We start from the raw sequence: 22,932 nt of genomic DNA, 5'->3' as shown, positions 1-22,932 counted from the left end.
GATGAATGAAATGAAAATGCCAATAATCACAACGGGAATGATTTGTTTACTGGTGATAAGTTGTTTTGCCCAGGCCACGGTTTCACCGGACAGGACGCGCATTATTTTTAATGCTTCCAGTAAAAGTGCGACAGTTCGTCTGACCAATCAAAGCAAAACTGAACCTTATCTGGCGCAGTCATGGATTGAAGATGCCAGCGGCAAAAAAACACGCGACTATATTTCAACGCTGCCGCCAATGGAACGTATCGAAGCAGATGAACAGGTGCAAATTCGTCTGATGGCACTGGCATCGCTCAATAACTTACCACAAGACAGGGAAACCTTGTTCTACTATAACGTCCGGGAAATTCCGCCTCGCGCCAAAGAACAGAATGTAATGCAGATCGCGATGCAAAGCCGCCTGAAATTATTCTGGCGTCCAAAAGCCATTGAATTAAAAGAGGGGCAAATGGTGCCTCTGCAAAAAGTCACGGTAACCCGTACTGCGACAGGACTCACGCTCAATAATCCAACGCCTTATCATATTACTGTTGGTTATATAGGCACTAACGGAAAAACATTAATGCCTGGGGCAGACAGCATTATGGTAGCACCGTTTGCAACAGCGACTCAGCACCTGAACAACCTACCAGCCACATTCCTGCTCGGTTTTGTTGGCGACTATGGTGGTCTGGAAATGTTTAAAGTTGAGTGCAACTCCGTCCAGTCTCTGTGTCAAAGCACATCAGCCAGAAAGGGAAAATTATGATTACGCTTTTTAGGCTGTTAGCTATTCTGTGTTTGTTTTTTAACGTTTCTTCTTATGCTGTCGATTGCTATCAGAATAAAAACAAAGGACCTACGCTGATCGAAAAGGAGATGCCCTCCTTCAGAATTCCTCAAAATGCCATTCTGGGTCAGAAAATTTGGGAAAGTGACGATATCGCTGTCCACGTTTTTTGCAACAATGCAGGTAACTGGTCATCTGCTAACCCCACAGAAAATATTCATGCCTGGATCAAATTGGCAGAGTTTAATGATCCCATCGTTCTGAACAACCCGTATTTAATATTTGGTGTGACTTATAACGGTCAGGACTATGAAGGAAATGGTCAGAGCATAGATACGGGAGTGTGTCTGGATCGAAAGAATTCAACGGGGGATCAATATACAACTAAAGCTTGTAATGGCAGCACATATCAGAAAAATAACGAATTCAATGCTCGTTTTCGCTTGTATGTAAAACTCGCTCAATTTCCCCCTTCTACAGAGGGCCTCAGTTGGGACTTTGGGGATGTAAACGTGTTGCAATTTGATGGTGGACAAGGTGCAAACACTAACCCCGGAGCAAAAAACCTTCATGTGAATATTACAGGTCTAGACAATATTTCATTTCTTGATTGCGGCGTAACTATGCGCATTTATCCAGAGAGCCAGATCGTCAACTTTGGTCAAATCGCTGCAAACTCTTTCTCGACATTTCCCCCCAAAGCAGCTTTTAGTGTTTCAACAATAAAAGATGCCACTGCTGATTGCAGCGAACAATTTGACGTTGCAACAAGTTTCTATACAAGTGACACACTCTACGACGATACCCATCTGGAAATGGGAAATGGTCTGTTGATGAACATCATCGACCAAAAAACGAAGGATTCCGTAATATTTAACCAGTATAAAATATTTACCACCTATGTACCGGGACAATCTTCCACCACGGCGACCCATGACTACCTGGCGGAATTAACACAAAAACCTGGCGAATCGCTTAGATTCGGCCCCTTCCAGAAAGACTTGATCGTAAAAATAAACTATCACTAAATAGCAAAAAAGCCGGGGTCAGTCCAGATGCCCGGCTTTTCTATATTCAAAATATACAGGCTATTAACTGGCTTTACGCTCGTGCGCCTGACGATAAGCCACCAGATCTTCGATAGTAACCAGTGCCATATTGTGTTTATTCGCAAACTCAATGCACTCTGGCGCACGCGCCATGGTGCCATCGTCATTAGTCAGCTCACACAGTACACCTGCCGGTTTAAACCCTGCCAGCGTCATCAGATCAATGGTCGCTTCAGTATGACCACCGCGAGTCAGTACACCACCCGCCTGTGCGCGCAGTGGGAAAACGTGGCCCGGACGATTCAGATCTGACGGTTTCGCGCCATCGGCAATAGCAGCACGAACGGTTGTAATACGATCAGCGGCAGAAACACCGGTAGTCACACCTTCAGCAGCCTCAATGGTCACGGTAAAACCGGTGCCATAGGCGCTGGTGTTATTTTCTACCATCATTGGCAGCTCGAGTTGTTTACGGCGATCTTCAGTGATGCACAGGCAAACAATACCGCTACCGTGGCGAATGGTCAGCGCCATCTGCTCAACGGTCATCGTTTCTGCCGGGAAGATCATATCGCCTTCGTTTTCACGGTCTTCATCATCAAGCACCATTACACCGCGTCCTTCACGCAGCGCAGCCAGTGCATTTTCAACACGTTCGAAAGGCGTACCAAAAGAGGAAAGTAGCGTCTGATTCATGGTAAAAAAACCTCACTAAAATTATGGTTACCAGAATCAGGGCAGTCTTAGGAGTGGCGGCATATAGCCAAAATAACGTGAGCGGGTCCATGCCCGACAGAATCGTTACTCTCTCCCATCCGGACTCTAACCGTCGGCCCCGGAATTACACCGGATCTGCTGTCCTTTGAGTTTGCACCCAAAGCGCTCGCGGGCTTTCAACTAAGTTGATTTACCGCCGGTGGGGAATTTCGCCCCGCCCTGAGAATAAGCGGATTCACTATAACGCTAATGATTAGCGGCGGCAACGCACAGGTTCACATAATTCTGGTTTATGACTTACCCTTATCGCACTACAATGGCACTAAACACCTATCAGTACAGGGAAACTACAATGATTGACCCGAAAAAAATTGAGCAAATTGCTCGCCAGGTTCACGAATCAATGCCTAAAGGAATCAGGGAGTTCGGGGAAGATGTGGAGAAAAAAATCCGCCAAACCCTCCAGGCGCAGTTGACGCGTCTCGATCTTGTGAGCCGTGAAGAATTCGACGTTCAGACGCAGGTTCTGTTACGGACCCGTGAGAAACTGGCGTTACTGGAACAGCGCATCAGTGAATTGGAAGCACGCAATAATCCGGTAGCAGAAGTTCAGTCTCCTCCAGCCATCCCACCCGTTGATAAAGCAGAATAAAGCAACACAAAAACGGGCCAAATGGCCCGTAATATCAATGTTCTAATTCCAGTTCTTTTGACTGTGTCATCCGCTGGCAATACCAGGCATAGCGGGCGCAAAACCAGGTCCGATGTTCTTCATCCATATTACCGGTGACGGCCAGAATATCGACCGGGCGGCCTTCAGAATGCATTCTGGCAAAACTACGCGCCAGGAAATCGAAATTATTTAAAGAATTAAGACTATGATCCATAAGCACATCCTCCGGTTATCGCATACCTTTTAAGGCTATATGCTTTTTCTGATTTCAGTATTCCCTAATCAGTGTAGTGCCTTTAAACATAACGTGCGTAAATATATTGTTTAGGATCACACTTTTTCAAAAAATAAAAAATAACATTAAATGACTTCTCCTTTTAAGAACTCACTAACATATGTTATTATTAGCCAAGATAAATGTAAGCAAGGAAACCATACCACAATAAACAATGCGTCACTGAATGGACGATGGAGTGACTGATGATTTTATTTGCCGACTATAACGCACCTTATCTTTTCGCTATTTCCTTTGTACTATTAATCGGTCTGTTGGAAATTATTGCCATTATCTGTGGCCATATGCTATCCGGCGCTCTCGATGCACATCTTGATCATTACGATTCCATAACCACAGGTAATATTAGTCAGGCGCTTCATTATCTCAATATCGGACGGCTACCAGCCCTCGTCATCCTCTGCCTGCTAGCCGGTTTCTTTGGGCTGCTTGGTGTTTTGCTACAACACGCCTGCATCTTGCTCTGGCAAGCCCCACTCTCGAATCTGTTCGTTGTTCCTGTCAGTTTACTGCTCTCAATTATCATGGTGCATTATACCGGTAAGATAATTGCCCCCTGGGTTCCACGTGACCATAGCTCTGCTATTACCGAAGAAGAATATATTGGCTGCATGGCATTAATTACCGGTCATCAGGCGACTTCAGGTAACCCCTGTGAAGGAAAACTCACCGATCAATTCGGTCAAACACACTATTTATTACTGGAACCCGAAGAAGGGAAATTTTTTAATAAAGGTGACGAGGTATTAATTATTTGCCGACTTTCTCCAACGCGGTATTTGGCTGAAAAAAATCCCTGGCCAAATATATTATAAGTATTTAATTAAAAGGAAATTTAATAATGGATGATATTGTTAACTTAGTGCCTTCCTGGATGTTTATGGCGATTGTTGCCGTATGCGTTCTATTTATTATCGGTATTATTTTCGCGCGGCTTTATCGTCGGGCATCTGCTGAGCAGGCATTTGTCCGTACCGGATTAGGCGGACAAAAAGTGGTTATGAGTGGCGGCGCAATTGTTATGCCGATCTTCCATGAAATAATCCCTATCAATATGAATACATTGAAACTGGAAGTTAGTCGCTCGACGATTGATAGTTTGATTACAAAAGATCGTATGCGTGTCGATGTCGTGGTCGCTTTCTTCGTGCGGGTAAAACCGTCGGTAGAAGGCATCGCCACCGCCGCTCAGACGTTGGGGCAACGAACCTTGTCACCGGAAGATTTGCGGATGCTGGTCGAAGATAAATTCGTCGATGCTCTGCGTGCCACCGCAGCACAAATGACCATGCATGAGTTACAGGATACACGCGAAAACTTCGTTCAGGGGGTGCAAAATACCGTTGCAGAAGACTTGTCGAAAAACGGTCTGGAACTGGAAAGCGTGTCACTTACCAACTTTAACCAGACGTCGAAAGAGCATTTCAATCCGAACAACGCCTTTGACGCCGAAGGTTTAACCAAGCTGACGCAGGAAACAGAACGCCGTCGCCGCGAGCGTAACGAAGTTGAACAGGATGTAGAAGTTGCGGTGCGTGAGAAAAACCGTGATGCGCTGTCGCGAAAGCTCGAGATTGAACAGCAAGAAGCGTTTATGACACTTGAGCAGGAGCAGCAGGTTAAAACCCGCACCGCAGAGCAGAATGCGAAAATTGCGGCTTTTGAAGCTGAACGTCGTCGTGAGGCAGAGCAAACGCATATTCTGGCTGAACGGCAGATTCAGGAAACAGAAATCGACCGCGAACAGGCCGTGCGCTCAAGAAAAGTTGAGGCCGAACGCGAAGTTCGCATTAAAGAGATCGAACAGCAGCAGGTCACCGAAATCGCCAACCAGACGAAATCGATCGCTATTGCGGCCAAATCGGAACAGCAGTCACAAGCGGAAGCGCGTGCCAACCTCGCACTTGCAGAAGCGGTAAGCGCCCAGCAAAACGTAGAAACAACACGTCAGACCGCCGAAGCCGATCGTGCCAAGCAGGTTGCTCTGATTGCCGCAGCACAAGACGCGGAAACCAAAGCGGTCGAACTGACCGTCCGCGCGAAAGCTGAAAAAGAAGCCGCAGAGATGCAGGCGGCAGCAATCGTAGAGTTAGCTGAGGCAACACGTAAAAAAGGCCTGGCGGAAGCGGAAGCACAACGCGCACTGAACGACGCTATCAACGTACTTTCTGACGAACAAACCAGCCTTAAGTTCAAGCTGGCGCTGTTGCAGTCTCTTCCTGCAGTAATTGAGAGATCCGTTGAGCCAATGAAGTCTATTGACGGTATTAAGATCATTCAGGTCGATGGTCTGAATCGTGGTGGCGCTACGGGTGATGCAACATCAGGCTGCGTTGGTGGAGGTAATCTGGCAGAACAGGCGTTATCAGCCGCCCTTTCTTACCGCACACAGGCACCGCTTATTGACTCTCTCCTCAATGAAATCGGCGTTTCAGGCGGTTCGTTGGCGGCATTGACTTCACCATTGGCTTCATCGATTCCCGTCGCAGATAAAGTAGAGTAGATTTTCTTATATTCACATCCCTGGCCCGAAAAGCCGGGGATTTTTTATATCTGCGTTCAGCTAAAAAGGTAAGCTGCTCGCTAGAACCGTATTGATATTTACTGAGAGGTCAGTTCAACTATCCTGGGCAACAGATCGCGTACCCGGTTTGCCGGCCAGTCCTGGATATGTTCAATGACATAACGCAGCCATTTTTCCGGCTCCACATTGTTCAGACGGTATGTGCCGATCAGCGAGTACAGCACCGCTGCATGTTCGCCGCCGCTGTCGGAGCCCGCGAACAGCCAGTTCTTCCGGCCTACAGCCCACCCCGTAAGGCGTTCTCTGCGATGTTGTTGTCGATTTCCACCCAGCCATTGCTGCAGTACACGCTTAGTGCGTCCCTCTGTTTCAGCAGGTATGCGAACGCTTTTGCCGTATCCGAGTGACGCGACAGTGTTTTCATCTGTTGCTGTATCCAGTCATACAGTGACTGCATCAGTGGCGCAGTTCTGCCTTTCTGCCGCCAGACGCTGTTCTGCTGAACATCCCCGGACCTCGGCCTCGATGGCATACAATTCACCGATACGCTGCAGGGCTTCCGTGGTGATGTCGGTCGGCGCTCTTGCATGCACATCGTGGATTTTTCTCCGGGCATGAGCCATACACGCGGCTTCCGCTATTCTGCCGGATTCGTACAACGCCCAGTAACCACCGTAAGCATCGGCCTGAAGCACTCCGCTGTAACCGGCCAGGTGATTCTGTGGATGGATACCTTTCCAGTCCGGGCTGTATGTGAACCAGACTGCCGGGGGCATCTCCGAACCGGTGTTACGGTCATCACGGACGTAGCCCCACAGCCGGGCTGTCCGGGTTTTAGCACTGCCCGGCTCCTGGACCGGGACGGGGATATCATCAGCATGAACTTTACCGGACATCAGCACATACTGGCGCAGTTCGTCATACACCGGCTCCAACAGCCCGGCGACGGCATCTGTCCAGCGCCCCAGCGTGACACGGCTCAGCTCCACGCCCTGACGACGGTATATCTCTGACTAGCGATATAACGGCAGATGGTCTGCATATTTCCCGGTGACGATATGGGCCAGAAGCCCCGGTCCGGCATAACTGCGTATAATGGGTTTTGAAGGAACCGGCGCCTGCACGATAAGGTCGCACCGGCAGCAGGCCAGTTTCGGACGTTGTGTTTCGATAACCTTAAAGGCGCTGCTGATAAGCTCCAGTAGCTCTGACACATCACATCCCTGAGGGCTGAGTTCGCCACCACAGGCCGGACAGCATTCCTCTTCCGTCCGGATGCCCCGGGTTTCACGGGGAAGTGAGGCCGGTAACGGTTTACGGGCAGAAGACTGGCGCAGGGCGGATGGTGTCCTGTTGCGTCTGCAACAGTGCCCGCAGGCGGGCGTTCTCATGAGCAAGTGAGGTGTCCATGTCCCCACTTTACAACGGGTTATATGCGGATTCCAGCGTGTTCCGTTCGTTTTGGGTGCTTCCAGTTGATGCCTTCGGGAAGCATGGACAACTGAGCAGGAGTAAGGTGCACCTTTCCGTCACGGGTGACTGACCAGACGAAGCGGCCCCGCTCCAGGCGTTTGGTGAAGAGGCACAACCCGTCACTGGCAGTCCGAGTTCCCAGATAAAACACTCTCCAGGAAAACAGGGGTGTTCAATCTAAGCGGACAACAAATATCAATACGGCAATGGTGAGCTGCTTACCTTTAGAATATCTTTTTGAAATCTGAAGCAGCATATCTTAAGAACTCGTCTAATCCCAGCCTTGACTTAATCATATAACAATATGACTTATCAGGGTTTATTCCTTTTTTTTTCTCTTTATAAAAACCACTTGTTTCTTTATTTTCAAGACGCCAATCTCTTAATGTTATTACCCCCCCTAAGTAACCAGTTACTTGCAGATTATTATAGCCAAAAGACACCATGGCCTCTTTAAATCTCTGAGCAAATGAAGAGGTGTATTTAGAGGCATTGATGCCAGACTGACAACATAGTAGTCTAATATCAACAAAATTCTTGGTGAGATGTTTGCTTACCATAAGCTTAGCAAGCCCTACAGTACTTAATGTTTGCTCTGAAGTTTGACTCTGACCAATACACCATGGATTACCATGAGCAACAATATATAATCTGTCCGTAGGGCTAAGAAAATCCAGGCGCTTTTTAGGGCTATCGAGAATACTTATGAATTCAATACCTTTACGATGATAGTGTTTCCGTTCCTGTTCATACAACGCCTCTGCGTCCCGATCGTCAAAAGGAAAAAAGTAAACGACTCTCATGATAAATTTACTCCTATTTGGAAAAACTGACAGCTAAATAGCTTCGCCTAATCCTGCCTCACTTTCACCAGACCAGGATTTCCTCCCGGGAATGGGGTGATCGTTTTCATAAAATGGTGAACCGTTCTCAACAGCAGCCACAAGTTGACATGAGATTTGTTACACAATGAAGTTCTGATTTATTCTGCGCCAGAATTTTATTGTTTCTCGAAAAAAAAATCCGTGATATTGTTATCATTTTATTATTTCCCAGTGTATTAACTAATAAAAATAGTCTGATGCTGCAAACAGGCCTGCCGTTGATGAATATCACGAATAAATAGATAATATCAGTCCAGAGAGGAGCTTTGAAATTATCATAGTTAGCTATTTATTTTAAACATGCTTACCTATATCAATAGGGTGTTTGGTACGTTTTTTGATAGAATACACCATCCGACAGTCTGTGCTGCGAGCTGGTTCAGCCAGCCGGAACCCTCAGGCTGAAAGGCGAACTGACGCCAGCGTTATTACAGACAATTATCCGCGAAATGAAAGAGAGCAGCCACTGATGATATCTCTCCCTGCCGGTTCGCGTATCTGGCTGGTTGCAGGTATTACCGATATGCGAAATGGCTTTAACGGCCTGGCCTCAAAAGTTCAGAACGTCCTGAAGGATGACCCGTTCTCCGGGCATCTGTTCATCTTCTGCGGACGCAGCAGTGACCAGATAAAAGTGTTGTGGACTGACAGCGACGGGTTGTGCCTCTTCACCAAACGCCTGGAGCGGGGCCGCTTCGTCTGGTCAGTCACCCGTGACGGAAAGGTGCACCTTACTCCTGCTCAGTTGTCCATGCTTCCCGAAGGCATCAACTGGAAGCACCCAAAACGAACGGAACGCTCTGGAATCCGCATATAACTCGTTGTTGTTAGCGCCAGTGATATAAGACGGTAATTCACCATTTGAATTGTCCGCTCCACCCAGCATGTTGTTTCCTTAAGGTTCTCACACCAGAAAGGACATCAACATGCTGAGCAGAGAGGACTTTTACATGATAAAGCAAATGCGCCAGCAGGGCGCGTACATTGTCGATATTGCAACTCAGGTTGGTTGCTCTGGACGAACTGTCAAACGCTACCTCAAATACTCTGAACCGCCAGCCAGAAAGACCCGCCACAAAATGGTTAAGCTGAAACCGTTTATGGATTACATCGACATGCGCCTGGCAGAGAATGTCTGGAATAGCGAGGTTATCTTCGCGGAGATTAAGGCAATGGGCTATCGGACGTTCCATTCTGCGTTACTACATCCAGCCCAAACGTAAAATGCGTCCGTCAAAAAGAACGGTTTGCTTCGAAACTCAGCCAGGATACCAGCTCCAGCACGACTGGGGCGAAGTTGAGGTGGAGGTTGCCGGGCAACGGTGCAAAGTTAACTTTGCGGTTAATACGCAGGGGTTCTCCCGCCGCTTCCATGTCTTCGCCGCACCAAAACAGGATGCTGAGCACACCTACGAATCACTGGTTCGCGTCTTCCGCTACTTCGGTGGCAGTGTGAAAACGGTGCTGGTTGACCGATACGCTGCAGTGCTTCCGTGGTGATGTCGGTCGGTGCTCTTGCATGCACATCGTGGATTTTTCTCCGGGCATGGGCCATACACTCGACTTCTGTTATTATGCCGGATTCGTATAAAGCCCGGAATCACCGACCTGAAGCACATCGCTGTTACCGGCCAGGTGATTCTGTGGATGGATGCCTTTCCGGTCCGGGCTGTACGCGAAGTAGCATACCAGGGCTATAACTTCCAGTCCTCCCTGACCACTTTTATACGGTCTGCCATAAACATCAATAATTAACCCTACTATCCTTTATGAATCTGTTTGTATATTGCCAAAGGTGAAAGAGAGTGAAATATGAGCTTTATATAAGTCATTTTTTCATGACATTACAGTCTCTTTATGCCCCAAAATGCCTTATTAATATTTATTTCACATATAACGTTTCTCATTTAGTAAACATACTTCCAGACACCAGAAGAAACTTTATCATAGAGTTCATCCATGACCTGTTCTGCTCAATGATGATCTGCCGCAGAAAAAAACGCCACTGCTTTAGATAAACTGTTAATCCCAATAACTTTTTCAAGAGTATCTCTTGGGGTCGACATCCTTAATTGATAAAGCCATTCCTTCCGTGTTTTCATATTATTTCTCTGTATTGGCATTCATCGCATGATAAAATTTGTTATTGCTTTTTATTATATTATTCTGAAAGGTATAGATGCGCCTGCAGGAAGCCCCAAAATCAAAACATTTTCGAGAGACGATGATGCATCCCTGTATATTTTACCCCCAGCAGACAGAATATCTTTCATCTGGAAACAAATTACAATATCGCGATGACTTTTTCTATATCCCAGCACACTCATTTTCGCCCGATGCAGGGATATACGACTGTTCGTATACATGACATTAAGACATTCAAGTCCTAAATCTTGGGAGGGTTTTGTTCTGGGAAGCTTTAACCCGGATACCAAAGGATGGGGTTTCAGATCATAAGGGTCCTCAATTTTTGCCACTGTATGAGAATGCCCTGAGATCCGCATATTTTCAAGGTCCACATAATCGGGTAAAGTGATACGCACAAGCCATGTGTCTGGGTGAATGCCGAGAAGTGCCATCATATGTGCTGTTTCTGGCCAGTTATCGAGACTACCATATATCGAGTTCCATAATACCGGAGAATGGTTATCACCAAACGGTTTATATGAAAGTGTTTGATCAATAGCTCTTTCAGAAAACCTTGAGTTTCTGGCATTGAACGGCTGACGATGAGGGTGATTTCTTGAAAACATTAGCATTACCTCATTTATAAAATGTTATCATCATATATGTTATATCCTTGACCCACTATATACAGGCAACCGTTGTATCTTAAGTTAACGTTACTCGCTAACGCCGATATTTCCTCGGAGAGAGATAACCCAGCACACTATGCGGATGGTGCTCGATCGCCACTGCAAGGTTATACAATGCCGTTCTTACATTCGTTTTAGGCATGACGCGATGTAATCTTCCTTCATCGTTTTCACGAACCTTTATGCCATACCGTTACTTTGGAGCTACTGACTGCTATTGTGCAGGGTTCCAGATTCAACTCTCTGGCGAACTGCCGTGTTTCATGAGCCGTAAGAACAGACCGTTATCGGTCAGCCACTGGATGGCTCTTTACGGCTCTTTATAGCCAAAGCGTTTTTCTATAGCTCCTAACATGACATCCTGCACTGTAGCCTTATCATAACCTCGCGTGCCCGCTGCCCAGTCTATGGCTTCACGATCGCAACAGTCCAAGGCGAACGTGACCCGTAGTTTTTCTCCATCATAACAACCGAACTCGAAGCCATCGGAACACCATCTATGGTCGCTTTCGCTCACCGATATTCAACCTTTATGTTCCCGCTGCAGCAGTGAAGGTTTGTCATGTAATAACAACAGGTTATTTTCGTTCATTATCCGATAAACGCGCTTTGCATTCACGAACAGCAGTCCTCCGTTACGGGACTGTCGCCTGAGTATGGCCCAGACACGGCGATAGCCATATGTCGGCATATTGCTAATGATATCGAGGGTGCGTAATAACATTTCCGCAGCCTCATCACGCCTGTGACGATGTATTCGACTTATTACCAGATGTTTTCATCTTTCGTGCCAGTTGCGCACGCGACACGCCCAGAATACGGCTTACCGGGGTTATTCCTTGTCCGTTGGCAACAAAGGGACATGCACTATCCATTTTCTCGACTGACCATACTCCACAGCTTCTTTGAGGATCTCAACTTCCATTGTTTTCTTACCCAGCAAACACTGTAACTCTTTTATTTATTTTATAGCAGCAGCCAGCTCTGAGGCAGCAACAGCAGTGAGGCATCCTTCCCGATATTGTTTTTTCCACTTAAACAACAGACAGAGGGATTAATACCATGTAAACGAGCTGCATGGGACACAATCATGTCGGGTTCCATTGTCTGCTGAGTAATAGCGATTTTTTCCTGAGGTATTTTACGCTTACGGAGCTCCTGCCCCAGCAAAATTCCAGTCATCTCAAAATTAGAACTAGTGTTAGAGATATATCCAAGCCTATCTCTTATTTTAAGATACATCCACTGTCTGGTATTTCAAAGTCCCGGCTCATGTTATCATCATATAAACACCATTATATTTTATGGCATCCATTTTTAAAATTATTTTTCGCACGGGAAATCACAACGGCTGCCTGCATCCTCAAGTTACGGATAATAGTACATATGGCGATATTATACAGTGCTCGCCGCAGTCTCATGACTAAGTGTAACGAGCGAGTGAGCGAGGAATCACCAATGCATCGAAATGTGCACGGTGCACTTACGTGCCGGGGTATGTCTATAGTTCGTTCATATTACTCACTCTATTGAATACATCAATAATTACTGGCAGCGATATATGTGAATATACTGGCATACTTTTTTGTTTCTTTCTTGCAAATATACATTTAGAGTATTTACATCTTCCGATTTAAATAATCCTTCGCTTGGATTAAAGACCTCAATTCCGCATTTATTTTTACGTAAAGCAATCACATGACAATTTTGGGTATAGTATACAATATTAATTATAAAGTCACCATCAGGTAATTCTTCTGGGGTAAACTCATATTCTTGGCATGCCTCCCGAAACAAATATGCAGGCTTTCTATCTCCAATCAAAAATCTTCCGTTTGGAAACAAAACTGCATCCTGTATCTTTCCGGCTTCTACTCCATAACTTACAGCCCTTTGATAGGATGCAAATTTATAAAGTTGGCTGAAATAAAGAAAATCACATGGAAGCTGTTTTCTCCGTCTGTCTATAAAATCAATACACATTGATAAACAAACCCCCTTATGTAAGGAGACATCTAAAATTCTTGACCTCATAAACTTCATTTGCTCAAAATGAAATTCAAAATCAATATTCATAATTCTTTCTCCACTATCTATTTACAAAAAAATGATCATCTCAACACAAAATTCCTCCACGCTACATATCTACACAGCGAAGCTTTGACCACCAAGAAACAGATTAACCTTATATTTATTAATAACCAAGGTTTCATCTATTCTTCCAGTGACCCTGTGAAAATCGCATATACTATAATCTGAATACCCAAACCTCCCCCAACTGAAAGTTAATGGATCCTGTATTGTTATTTTATTACGCTTGGTATTAACTGAAACAATTAAAACATAATGATTGACTCCCCCCAAAAGTCCAAAGTCAGCCATGCCTATTTTACCAGAGGCTATAATAGGCCCATATTTTAAAAGGGCATATTTGTAGCACTCAATATTGTTAGGAAGAAAAATTCTATGACAAAAACTATCCTCAGGAGAAAAACCATAACTTAATCGACTTCTTTTTGCCTTATTCTTTAATAAAAGATAAGACAATTTATTTTTATTACAATACCAGTTCAGTAAAGCATCCTGACAATACCAACCACAGTTCAGATCGACAAAACCACCTATTCCTGGACGCCATTGGTGTTTCATATCTACTCTATATGTAAAGTCCATAAATCACCGACACACATTAAGATAATGACATATATATTAAATTACGCATGAGACTACACTTTATACTTTAATTTTTCACATGCAATATAATTGCATGCTGTTTTAATTTCAACAAACAGTAATTTAACCGTCCTGACACCTTACTTATAAGTATTACTTGGAATATATGCTCGCCATAAAGGTAATGAAAAGACGCAATCATTAGATATTACTTTATAATTACTCCAAAATATAAGATTTTGTTGCACATCAGTCATATATCGGTGTCTGTATAACCATCTTAACTCACTTGCAGTGACACTCATTCCAAATCCTTCAGACTTATCAGCAATAGCTAATAAATCAAGCTTATCGATAAAAAAATGAACTTTTTTTTCAATACAAGCAACTGATATTCAAGACCACATTTACTTGTTTTTTTAAAAACGTTAATCCTATTTTTAAAAGTATTTAACACAAACAAAACTGCAACATTATACTTGTGATGACTTGATATGTAATTAAAAAAACCAAGTGTTCTTTCATTGTTATTCTTTATTACAAATCTTGTATCAGCATAATTCCATATATCATTTGTGAGATCAGCCTGAATTATGTATCTAAAATCATTCCTCTTTATTATATGTAGCTGAATTTCTTTTATTACTACTGCAATACCAAAAATAAGATCTCCATCAGAAATTTTTTCATCAATTTCTTTAAATTTGTTTTTAGAAAAAAAACGTTTCATAAATCATGATATCCATAATTAGTTGAATTCTATTACGATACGTGATTCAGAGGTTTACTCACTCCATGAATATCGTTGTCCACTCTCGTGGTTACTGGCTGACTTATATCACGGTTACCATCGAGCCCCATCACAGAGAGAGAGGTTGCTGTCAACTGTTCTGTCAACGGCAGGATTGTTGGCAGAACGCTCAGAGTAATTGCCTCCATAATGAGGGTATGGGCGACCCCAGATATGAACAAATAACTATCATGCCAAATGGCATCTTATTAGACACACCTGAGTTTTTCAGTCCCACGGACTCCATCACCAATTACTGCTATATTTCCATGAGCAATTATATACAGTCTATCTTAAGGTTCTACAAACGCCAAAGTTTGACAATACCATCTATTTACAATATGCGGGCTGCATCCTTTTCCTCTCTGATAGGTATACTCAGGATTAATGAAAGAATCACGTTCTGAAAACTCAAATGGAAAGAAACAAAATATAAATTTTACTTTGTTATTAATTTGTCATTTAACAACTCATTTTTCATTTTTAAGTTACTAATCTCACAATTAAACTTATTAATATTATACTGTATTATTTCAAGTTCTCTGTTAATATCCTCTTTACTTATATTCACGTTATTATACAATTTTGATATTCTTACATTCAAAGGGGGGTCATACTCGAGAAAAGTATTTTTCATATCATACGCAATCGTTTTTAACTTTGATATGGTAATATAACCTCCATTATCCTCAATTGTATTCAGTGTTTCTGTAAAGTCATCAATTTTCTTGTTGAGCTGAGACCAGGAGTCTGTTGAATCAGGAGTGAATTCTGAACATCCTGAATAATTCATAACCATTTCAGTAAGAAAACTATCAGGTATGATGCTCCTGAGTTTCAGTGCTGTTTCAGGCTTTCCTGAATAATTTATAAAAATGGTTATTAAAACACCTGATATAAAAGAAATCACATTATAATATACGCGTGTTTTTTTACGATTATTTATCAACGTATTATGTTTTTGCCCTGTGATATCATTTGAGTCAACATGTGGGGATAAACGCCCGCTAGAAGGCTGACTCTTTTCTGCATTAGAAACTTCAGAATCAAAACTTTCAGAATCATCACTTTTTTGCCTCCTGAGTTCAGCCAGCACATCTGAAATAATAAAACATTTTCCGGAAAGAAGGTTATACTCAAGCTCAGTCAATAATGTTAAAGCATACTCCAGTAAAGTTAATGATGTGTAAGTTTTTTCATCATCAGGCAGAGTCTGTATTGCAGGAATAACATTTTTAATATACCAGACAAGAATATTTATTCGCATCTGAGTGGCCGTGACATGAGGCCAGCATTTTTTTTGTTTAACAAATGAATCTGCAAATTTCCATGAGGAAATCGCCAGTCCTTCCCAACTATATAGATGGGCGGAAATAAGACAGAACCATGCTCCTGTCTGAAGGTCATATCCGTTTTCCCTGAATAAAGAGAGACATCTTTTCTCCAGTGTCATCCAATATGATCTTTCATATTTTACCGAAGTTAAATTATTTATACTATAACTAAGCCAAAGAAATTCTTTATTATTTTTTGGATCAGTAGTATTTACAGAAAGATCTAGTATAAAATTTTTGTCCATTTTCTTAAGCCATTTTTATTGACCCACTTACGCCTGTCCCCCAATGAAGACAACATGAATATGGTTCTCATTGTAATGAGAGATCAGCAAGGCAATATTGTGTAATACCGTTCTTACAGCTGGATACCATCCGCCTCCCCTGCGGCTGACAATGACCGCAGTTGCCTGCACTTGTGCTTCATTCGTCATCATCGGGTTCGGATGCCGTAATAACGGTTAAAATTATATTCAGCCCTTCACGTGCAACCTGTTTGCACATTACCACGGTGTCGACTGACTTAAGCGGCCTGTTCCAGTACACCTCATGACACCAGTGACACACATGCTGAGTTGCCGGGGTAATTCGAGTGGCTTTCCTGCTTATGCCTGTCGGTGCTTCGCTACAGCGTGACGTGTGAGTATCGGAATGTATACCATCTTACCTCGATCGCCTTAATCCCTTCCTGTTCGCCAGACCAGCATTTTGTATCCGGATTCCTTCAGATTTCACTTCGTCCCCCCTGACCTTCCGCTAACACTTCTCCTCACCGGATGTGTAAAGGACTTACACCTCCAGGTCGTTTTTCAGACACAACGGTTGAAGAACTGTGTCAGTCACGGTGCTACGCGCCATGCCTGGCACATCGCCATATGAGAACCAGACATTTCTGGTTCAATTTAACTTCCGTACAGGAGAAATCAACATAGTAAATTACAAATTACGTAATATAATATTGTCTTTTCTTACTGACATTCTTATTCTTTTTATTATTTTATTATCTTCAGAGTCAATTAAATATCTGGCAAGGACAGGAAGAACCATTCTGTTAAGTACTGCATCTATATCCCTCGCACCAGACTTGTCACATTGACAATGATGTGTAATCCAATCAATGAGAGAATCAGTGTAATCTATTTCATACATCTTACCAGATGCCTGTTCAAAACGTTGGCAAATCTTATCGATTTTGATGAGTACGATATCTCTAAGTATTTTGGTATGCAACGGTGTGAACGGAATTAAGTTAGCTCTTCCCATAAATGCTGTTCCAAAATGTTCATTAAATAAAGGAAGAAGCATTTCTTTTATTTTGTCTTTATTTATCTCACCATCATTCCATAGACTTGTGATTTTTTCACTGGCAAGGTTTGATGTCATTATTATGAAACAATCCCTGAAAGACACCATCTTACCTTCAGAATCCTCGATAATCCCCAAATCAAATATCTGAAAAAAGAACTCCAGAACATCCGGATGTGCTTTTTCAATTTCATCAAGCAGAATAACGCTGTATGGATTATGACTCACTCTTTCTGTAAGAGTCCCTCCTTGACCAAAACCGACATATCCTGGAGGAGCCCCCTTCAGAGTGGAAACCGTGTGAGCCTCCTGGAATTCAGTCATATTAATAGTGATAAGTTTATTCTCATCCCCATAAACAAACTCGGCCAGAGCCCTGGCTGTCTCCGTTTTACCGGTGCCAGAAGGGCCTGCGAGTAAAAATACCCCATCTGGTTTTACCGGATCTTTAAGATCTGCCCGGCAAATAAGGATTTGTGATGCTATAGCAGACATAGCATATCGTTGCCCCAAAACTCGCTGCTCCAGATATCTTAACAGACCGGATGTTTTTTGTTGTTCACTATCAAGGCATACTCCCAGTGGAACACCAGTCCACCCGGAAACGACATCAGCAACACAATTTTTATCCACACACTCAAAAACCATAGGACTGTCTTTCTTGTATGCACTTTCCAGTTCTTTTCTGTACATATCCTTTGATGAAATATCATGTGTACTTTGTATCTTGGCAACCAGTTCACGTTGATGACGCCATGCTGATTTAAGTTGCTCAAGATTCTTCTCAAGTTGAGTAATTTTATTTACAAGTATTTCCTGACGCTGAACATTTGATTTTTCCTGTGTCAGCAGTGCAAGTTCTCCCTGGTGTCTTGCTAATGAGGCTTCAATATCCTGAATGGCATCTGGTGATGTGGACTGAGATACAGCAACCCGTGAGCAGGCTGTATCTAACAGACTTACAGATTTATCTGGCTGATGACGCCCATGCAGATAACGATCTGATAAATGTACCGTTGCAGTTATTGCTTCTTCCCTGATAGAGACATTATGGTGCTTTTCCATCATGGGTAAAAGAGCACGTAGCATCCCTGCAGTGGAATCCTGATTTGGCTCTGTTACTTTAACTATCTGAAAACGCCGGGCTAATGCACCGTCCTTTTCAAAATACTTTTTATATTCTCCCCATGTCGTTGCAGCTATAATGCGCAATTCCCCACGGGCAAGAGCAGGCTTAAGTAAATTCGCTGCATCAGTTTGTCCTGGAAGTCCTCCTGCACCGATAAGAGAATGGGCCTCATCAATAAACAAAATAGCAGTACCATCCAAAGAATTAAGTTCGGTTAACAGCGATTTTAAGCGATTTTCAAATTCCCCTCTGACACTGGCTCCCGCAAGCAAAGCGCCCATATCAAGCGCAAGAATCCTGACATTCTTTAGTGCATCAGGCACATGGCCGGATGCAATTTGCAATGCTAAGCCTTCTACTATACTACTTTTCCCAACTCCCGGTTCACCGGTCAGTATTGGATTGTTCTGTCTGCGACGAAGCAAAATATCGATAAGTTGTCTGATTTCCTTCTCTCTGCCAGTAACTGGATCTAATTTCCCTTTTTCTGCCAGCAAAGAGAAATTTTCAGTATATTTACTGATATATTTATGTGGAGTGTTATCAGTGGAGCGATGAGAAGCAGAATGTTCTGTTTTTCCTGAAAAAGAAATAAGCAACTTCTCTGCCGCATCTACATCACAATATAATGCATCAGCCACATTGTAAGGAAATATAGAATCTCTGATGTTAATCATAGTAATCAAAAAAACAGAGAGATCTATATGATTGTATTGCCATTTAGTAGTGGCATGTATCCATGCTTTTTCCAGTAGAGTTTGCATCGACTCAGAAAATACAGGTGAGGATTGTGGCGCTGTATTGATATGGATAAGTTCACTTTCAATGGCATTAAGAACCCTTTCAGGATTAAATAAAGACAGTTCATAAAACCTTTCGGTTATATACTTATATTCCTGTAATAACTTCCACAGAAAATGCAAACAATCGACTTCATGGTGTTCTCTTGATATTGCGTAATTAATAGCAGAATCAAGAGTACTTCGGCTTTCTGGAGTTAATTTATTAATAATTAATTTCAGATAGGTACTCATTTATCACTCCTGTACTGCTGGACATATTGTTATATTTCTAGGCAGTCTGGAAATCCAGCCACTTTTCTCCCAGCTATGTTTTGTAAGCAGTTTAGTACTCAAATTCACCTGCAAATTTTCAAGTTTATCCTTTTTCTGTTTTAATTGTTCCCATTCGATATATCCCTGACTTAGATCGCTTGTATCACTCAGTTTGTAACGGACGAGAATACCTTTTATCCCCATTGATTCAAGAAGACTTCTTGATTCTGGAGAAAAATCTTTTGTCATTAACTCATCCTCACCATCCGAAAACTTGTTGATAAAATCAATCCAGGCTGTTTCACCTGTAAATTTATAGGTGGTAGAAAAATCAGGGAACAAAATATCAATACTTACAGAGTGACAACGTCCTGGATACCAGGTGAAAATACCTGAATCGGCAAAATTCATACTTCGTATACTACTGTTACCTGTTTTGCACTCAAGAGTCAAAGTTGTACCTGTTGGTTTAATTCCTGGACTACCTGAAATTGTCGCAGGTGCACTACTTATCGTAATTTTGTAAGGCTGTGATTCAACTTCTTGTAGGGTCTGATCCAATACGTCTAATTGTCCCTGTACATTTATTAAGTCGTCCTTGTTTTGCGTCCGGTCTCTGAGCTGAACGTCAATCAAATCATCTGGAGAAACAATGTCATTGATAAAACTAATGAATGAAGGAGAAAACGGTATACTTCTTCCCCTGAAAGACAATAATCTGACACCTTCCGGATCAATCGCTAAAACTCCGTTAGCTGGGCCATTTAAAAAACCAATAATGTTTTTATATATTTTGCCTTGCATTTCAGAATGACTGAAATTATGCTCACTTGAATTTAACTGGCTTAAAACAGAATTCTTCCATTGTTCATCAACCCAGCACCCCATATAAGTGACAGCATGGTCGAGAAGCTGATAATTTTGCCGTTCATAAATATCCCATACAGAATCAATCACTGGTTCTGTATTATTGCTGTTAATGACTGAACGAACCTTTTTAAACTCATCAAATAATAATTCCAGCTTGTTTTTTGGATCTGAACGCATAGCATTCCGGATAAGTTCAACTGATGATGCTGTATGTAACTCTGAATTTACAGCATTACGTAGAGCATTCTGCCAATCTCTCCATGCGGTAACATGATCCGGCGTCCTGTTCATTTGACTGTTATTAAAAACAGAAATCAGGTATATACGTAACATGAGATCAAATTGTTCTATTTGACGCTTTATTCCGTTATCCACTTTAAGTGAAAAAAGACGGTAAAGCAGTCTGAAATCAGAAAGCCAGTCCTGCGCCGAACTTGCTGGTATGTTATGTAATTCATCATCTACAAACTGAAAAAATTTATGCTCAGATGAACGATTATATATAATATTAGTCAGTTGCAGCGGATTCATTAAACCTGAATGTGAATTTTTACGCTCCCTTGCGACAGCCATAATAAACTGTCTGAAATGCTCCTGACGACTTTCATCCAGGTTCTGCACAAAAGATGAAAATGCTTCCGGAATCGTATCACGTCCATATGCCTCTTTGATATTCTCATACCAATGATGAAGTTTATCCTGTCCCGGCTGTGTCCACATACCAGAAAGATAGACAGAAGAGTTTTCATCTTCCCAAAAATCCGTAATTTTTACGGCAGGAATATTAACATATTCAGAAACAAACCATGAATAAGACGGATCACTTTGAATCAACTCTGTCAGGAGGTTTCTGAATACATCAATATTATTACTTCCATTATTTTTTTGTATCTCATCTCTTTCTATAGCAAGTGAAGCTATTGATGATATTTTATCATAAGGTCTGGTTATTTTTAGTGATTCATGAATACCTGGTGATTTTGTTAAGTCACTCAGCGATTCATTTTTAATCATTTTATCCCAGCAGATGAGTGATGAGGAAAGCGACAGAATCAGCTCTCGCTTTTCTGACGGGGAAGCCTGCATGAATTTTTTCTTATATTCGGCAACGCGCCATGAGACAGGACTGGTATAAAATCTGGTATTTTTACGAAGGGACTCTCTGAAAAATAAATATTTATCATCCAACGCAGGTTTAAAAGGGAAAAACAGTATATTAGACCTGACTTTATCTTCATATTTTAATATTTGCTCTGTCAGAAATGCATGGCTAGTATCAACAGAACCTGGGCTGATATCATATACATGATATGAACAATATGCACTATAGCCAACAAAACACAGCACAGTCATGACTATAGCTGATTTAAGTGACATTTTTATTCTTCGTTTATTAACATGAATAACTTCTGAATACTGTATTTGTGGCAGTATTTTAGAAATTAAAACATCTGCAAAAGAACAATTTTTATCCTTACTCAACACTAGCTCACCAGATAAACAGACCCCGGAGATCTCTGTCTGAGAAAAAAACACATTATCGATACTGAATGTGGAAATAAACACATCAAGTGAATGTTTTAGATCATCCAATTTATCAGGAAACAGCAGAATCTCATTTTTTTCCTGATCACTTAATGTATCATCAAGCACATGGCATATTGATGTCGTAATATTAGATTTTAATGATGATAATATATATGATGAATCATATTCAGATACATTTGTTTCTGATTTATTGGTTGCCCAAAATACTGGGTACCATTTATTATTTTTTTGATAATTTTTTTTCGCTAGTGCTGAATATCCACTGATGTGCTCACATCCACTTATCACCAGAAAGACAGGAATATTATGATGTAAGTGTGACGACAGTTGTTCTATAAAACTCCTTGTTTTTTGAGATAATACCTGAATATAAGTGTAATCATGATCAAGTAACTTATCAACCGGAATGACAAGAACAACTCCATGAGGTGGTTGTTTTTTACATTTACGTGCTGATAAAAAACTTATCACGGAGTTCAGCACCCTTGGGTTGTCATACATCTTACCTGACAACTCCAGTACACTTAAATCTCTGAAAAACCACCAACGAATTGTTCGAAATTGCTGGGAAATACTATTTAACCCATCACTGTGAAAGACAGGAAGATTAATATCCTTAAGCAGGGAATTATTTTTTTCTGAATCACCGGTAAGTAAAAACCAAGGGACCACTCCTCTTCTTTTTTTGCTTATGATATTTAAGCCTTTCTTAAAATATGAATCAAGCGTTAATGTTCTTTTTTTACGAGAAAATAACTTTAGCAGCTTTCTGTATTTTTCTGCAGAAAAGCAATTATGGATACAATCCATAAGCAGTTTCAGGGAAAGAGTAACCAGAATTACAAAAAACCAGTAAAATGCAGTTGTAGTATCTGTCCAGTTTCTAAGCACGCCGATGACATAGCAAACAGATAAAACGAAAGCAGAAACAAAAATCCAGAGAAATAATGAAAATGTTTTCTTAAACATAAAAAATCAGCTCACATACACCATAAATAATAATATAAAATAAATAACAATGATAC

At 42.1% G+C, this 22,932-nt stretch carries 18 protein-coding genes, 7 pseudogenes and 1 riboswitch; of the genes and pseudogenes, 8 read left to right on the top strand and 17 right to left on the bottom strand.

Features of this window, described 5'->3' with window-relative positions; genetic code table 11:
• Positions 1–10 precede the first annotated feature (10 nt).
• A complete protein-coding gene (locus HEN21_RS11680) occupies positions 11–751 on the top strand; it encodes a fimbrial biogenesis chaperone (RefSeq protein WP_010348750.1) in 741 nt (246 codons plus the stop codon).
• Positions 748–1,800, top strand: a complete 1,053-nt coding sequence (locus tag HEN21_RS11675) for a fimbrial adhesin (RefSeq protein WP_016231454.1) — start codon at positions 748–750, stop codon at positions 1,798–1,800. Before HEN21_RS11680 ends, HEN21_RS11675 begins: the two co-directional genes overlap by 4 nt.
• 63 nt (positions 1,801–1,863) lie before the next feature.
• Here HEN21_RS11675 and ribB read toward each other — a convergent pair whose 3' ends face one another.
• Positions 1,864–2,517 carry a 3,4-dihydroxy-2-butanone-4-phosphate synthase gene (gene ribB / locus HEN21_RS11670; RefSeq protein ID WP_001077004.1) on the bottom strand — a complete coding sequence of 218 codons (654 nt, stop codon included), beginning with the start codon at positions 2,515–2,517 and terminating at the stop codon, positions 1,864–1,866.
• Between the two features lie 103 nt (positions 2,518–2,620).
• Positions 2,621–2,769, bottom strand: a riboswitch (FMN riboswitch).
• Between the two features lie 121 nt (positions 2,770–2,890).
• On the opposite strand from ribB, the gene ubiK reads away from it, so the two are divergent.
• Positions 2,891–3,190, top strand: a complete 300-nt coding sequence (ubiK, locus tag HEN21_RS11665; RefSeq protein WP_010347865.1) for a ubiquinone biosynthesis accessory factor UbiK — start codon at positions 2,891–2,893, stop codon at positions 3,188–3,190.
• 34 nt (positions 3,191–3,224) lie between these two features.
• Here the strand turns inward: ubiK and glgS are convergent, their stop codons facing one another.
• On the bottom strand, positions 3,225–3,425 hold the full coding sequence (gene glgS, locus HEN21_RS11660) for a cell surface composition regulator GlgS (RefSeq protein ID WP_010348753.1): 201 nt from the start codon (positions 3,423–3,425) through the stop codon (positions 3,225–3,227).
• A 266-nt stretch (positions 3,426–3,691) separates the two neighbouring features.
• Between glgS and HEN21_RS11655 the strand changes: the two genes are divergently transcribed.
• Together HEN21_RS11655 and HEN21_RS11650 are read left to right on the top strand one after the other, a co-directional pair.
• A complete protein-coding gene (locus HEN21_RS11655; protein WP_000599921.1) occupies positions 3,692–4,321 on the top strand; it encodes an OB-fold-containig protein in 630 nt (209 codons plus the stop codon).
• Positions 4,322–4,347: 26 nt separating this feature from the next.
• Positions 4,348–6,009, top strand: a complete 1,662-nt coding sequence (locus HEN21_RS11650) for a flotillin family protein (protein WP_183082914.1) — start codon at positions 4,348–4,350, stop codon at positions 6,007–6,009.
• Between the two features lie 98 nt (positions 6,010–6,107).
• Here HEN21_RS11650 and HEN21_RS23445 read toward each other — a convergent pair whose 3' ends face one another.
• From HEN21_RS23445 to HEN21_RS23080, 5 genes and pseudogenes are all read right to left on the bottom strand, one after another.
• Positions 6,108–6,254, bottom strand: coding sequence for a transposase domain-containing protein (locus HEN21_RS23445; protein WP_329807557.1), 147 nt, complete (start codon positions 6,252–6,254; stop codon positions 6,108–6,110).
• A gap of 53 nt (positions 6,255–6,307) precedes the next feature.
• Positions 6,308–7,019: pseudogene (gene tnpC / locus HEN21_RS23440) on the bottom strand (IS66 family transposase).
• Positions 7,020–7,043: 24 nt separating this feature from the next.
• Positions 7,044–7,244, bottom strand: a complete 201-nt coding sequence (locus HEN21_RS23435) for an IS66 family transposase zinc-finger binding domain-containing protein (protein WP_404864662.1) — start codon at positions 7,242–7,244, stop codon at positions 7,044–7,046.
• Positions 7,245–7,459: 215 nt separating this feature from the next.
• A pseudogene (gene tnpB / locus HEN21_RS11640) lies at positions 7,460–7,627 on the bottom strand (IS66 family insertion sequence element accessory protein TnpB); the annotation flags it as partial.
• Positions 7,628–7,727: 100 nt separating this feature from the next.
• A complete protein-coding gene (locus HEN21_RS23080; RefSeq protein ID WP_286192464.1) occupies positions 7,728–8,306 on the bottom strand; it encodes a hypothetical protein in 579 nt (192 codons plus the stop codon).
• Positions 8,307–8,731: 425 nt separating this feature from the next.
• On the opposite strand from HEN21_RS23080, the pseudogene HEN21_RS11630 reads away from it, so the two are divergent.
• The 3 genes and pseudogenes from HEN21_RS11630 to HEN21_RS11620 all read left to right on the top strand — a co-directional run.
• Positions 8,732–8,857 (top strand): annotated as a pseudogene (locus HEN21_RS11630) (IS66-like element accessory protein TnpA); the annotation flags it as partial.
• Positions 8,857–9,204: an IS66 family insertion sequence element accessory protein TnpB gene (gene tnpB, locus HEN21_RS11625; RefSeq protein WP_176252089.1), complete on the top strand. Its 348-nt coding sequence runs from the start codon at positions 8,857–8,859 to the stop codon at positions 9,202–9,204. The pseudogene HEN21_RS11630 and the gene tnpB (HEN21_RS11625), both read left to right, overlap by 1 nt.
• A gap of 109 nt (positions 9,205–9,313) precedes the next feature.
• A pseudogene (locus HEN21_RS11620) lies at positions 9,314–9,878 on the top strand (DDE-type integrase/transposase/recombinase); the annotation flags it as partial.
• Here the strand turns inward: HEN21_RS11620 and HEN21_RS11615 are convergent.
• From HEN21_RS11615 to HEN21_RS11570, 10 genes and pseudogenes are all read right to left on the bottom strand, one after another.
• Positions 9,856–10,085 (bottom strand): annotated as a pseudogene (locus HEN21_RS11615) (IS66 family transposase); the annotation flags it as partial. The pseudogenes HEN21_RS11620 and HEN21_RS11615 overlap by 23 nt on opposite strands.
• Before the next feature lie 209 nt (positions 10,086–10,294).
• A pseudogene (locus HEN21_RS11610) lies at positions 10,295–10,489 on the bottom strand (Hha/YmoA family nucleoid-associated regulatory protein).
• A 54-nt stretch (positions 10,490–10,543) separates the two neighbouring features.
• Entirely contained in the window at positions 10,544–11,140 is a 597-nt protein-coding gene (locus tag HEN21_RS11605) for an AvrPphF family type III effector (protein WP_105290856.1), read from the bottom strand.
• Positions 11,141–11,237: 97 nt separating this feature from the next.
• Positions 11,238–12,385: pseudogene (locus tag HEN21_RS11600) on the bottom strand (IS3 family transposase).
• A gap of 363 nt (positions 12,386–12,748) precedes the next feature.
• Positions 12,749–13,279, bottom strand: a complete 531-nt coding sequence (locus HEN21_RS23075) for a hypothetical protein (RefSeq protein WP_286181326.1) — start codon at positions 13,277–13,279, stop codon at positions 12,749–12,751.
• 69 nt (positions 13,280–13,348) lie between these two features.
• On the bottom strand, positions 13,349–13,852 hold the full coding sequence (locus HEN21_RS11590; protein WP_286135442.1) for a kinesin: 504 nt from the start codon (positions 13,850–13,852) through the stop codon (positions 13,349–13,351).
• A 358-nt stretch (positions 13,853–14,210) separates the two neighbouring features.
• Positions 14,211–14,606: a hypothetical protein gene (locus HEN21_RS11585; protein ID WP_286192463.1), complete on the bottom strand. Its 396-nt coding sequence runs from the start codon at positions 14,604–14,606 to the stop codon at positions 14,211–14,213.
• 499 nt (positions 14,607–15,105) lie between these two features.
• On the bottom strand, positions 15,106–16,245 hold the full coding sequence (locus HEN21_RS11580; RefSeq protein ID WP_176252481.1) for a VasL domain-containing protein: 1,140 nt from the start codon (positions 16,243–16,245) through the stop codon (positions 15,106–15,108).
• 691 nt (positions 16,246–16,936) lie between these two features.
• Complete coding sequence (tssH, locus tag HEN21_RS11575) at positions 16,937–19,468, bottom strand: type VI secretion system ATPase TssH (protein WP_176252480.1); 2,532 nt, start codon at positions 19,466–19,468, stop codon at positions 16,937–16,939.
• Positions 19,469–19,471: 3 nt separating this feature from the next.
• Positions 19,472–22,876 carry a type VI secretion protein IcmF/TssM N-terminal domain-containing protein gene (locus HEN21_RS11570; RefSeq protein WP_176252479.1) on the bottom strand — a complete coding sequence of 1,135 codons (3,405 nt, stop codon included), beginning with the start codon at positions 22,874–22,876 and terminating at the stop codon, positions 19,472–19,474.
• Positions 22,877–22,932 lie beyond the last annotated feature (56 nt).

It is taken from the genome of Escherichia sp. 93.1518, from assembly GCF_013368915.2.
GTDB lineage: Bacteria > Pseudomonadota > Gammaproteobacteria > Enterobacterales > Enterobacteriaceae > Escherichia > Escherichia ruysiae.
The sequence above is the reverse complement of the archived record's forward strand: the minus strand, read 5'-3'. Positions and strand labels throughout refer to the sequence as shown.

Excerpts from the sequence above, each read along its gene's own strand:
- HEN21_RS11680 (WP_010348750.1), top strand. The coding sequence starts at position 11 with ATGAAAATGCCAATAATCACAACGGGAATGATTTGTTTACTGGTGATA.
- HEN21_RS11675 (WP_016231454.1), top strand. The coding sequence starts at position 748 with ATGATTACGCTTTTTAGGCTGTTAGCTATTCTGTGTTTGTTTTTTAAC.
- ribB (WP_001077004.1), bottom strand. The coding sequence starts at position 2,517 with ATGAATCAGACGCTACTTTCCTCTTTTGGTACGCCTTTCGAACGTGTT.
- ubiK (WP_010347865.1), top strand. The coding sequence starts at position 2,891 with ATGATTGACCCGAAAAAAATTGAGCAAATTGCTCGCCAGGTTCACGAA.
- glgS (WP_010348753.1), bottom strand. The coding sequence starts at position 3,425 with ATGGATCATAGTCTTAATTCTTTAAATAATTTCGATTTCCTGGCGCGT.
- HEN21_RS11655 (WP_000599921.1), top strand. The coding sequence starts at position 3,692 with ATGATTTTATTTGCCGACTATAACGCACCTTATCTTTTCGCTATTTCC.
- HEN21_RS11650 (WP_183082914.1), top strand. The coding sequence starts at position 4,348 with ATGGATGATATTGTTAACTTAGTGCCTTCCTGGATGTTTATGGCGATT.
- HEN21_RS23080 (WP_286192464.1), bottom strand. The coding sequence starts at position 8,306 with ATGAGAGTCGTTTACTTTTTTCCTTTTGACGATCGGGACGCAGAGGCG.
- tnpB (WP_176252089.1), top strand. The coding sequence starts at position 8,857 with ATGATATCTCTCCCTGCCGGTTCGCGTATCTGGCTGGTTGCAGGTATT.
- HEN21_RS11605 (WP_105290856.1), bottom strand. The coding sequence starts at position 11,140 with ATGTTTTCAAGAAATCACCCTCATCGTCAGCCGTTCAATGCCAGAAAC.
- HEN21_RS23075 (WP_286181326.1), bottom strand. The coding sequence starts at position 13,279 with ATGAATATTGATTTTGAATTTCATTTTGAGCAAATGAAGTTTATGAGG.
- HEN21_RS11590 (WP_286135442.1), bottom strand. The coding sequence starts at position 13,852 with ATGAAACACCAATGGCGTCCAGGAATAGGTGGTTTTGTCGATCTGAAC.
- HEN21_RS11585 (WP_286192463.1), bottom strand. The coding sequence starts at position 14,606 with ATGAAACGTTTTTTTTCTAAAAACAAATTTAAAGAAATTGATGAAAAA.
- HEN21_RS11580 (WP_176252481.1), bottom strand. The coding sequence starts at position 16,245 with ATGGACAAAAATTTTATACTAGATCTTTCTGTAAATACTACTGATCCA.
- tssH (WP_176252480.1), bottom strand. The coding sequence starts at position 19,468 with ATGAGTACCTATCTGAAATTAATTATTAATAAATTAACTCCAGAAAGC.
- HEN21_RS11570 (WP_176252479.1), bottom strand. The coding sequence starts at position 22,876 with ATGTTTAAGAAAACATTTTCATTATTTCTCTGGATTTTTGTTTCTGCT.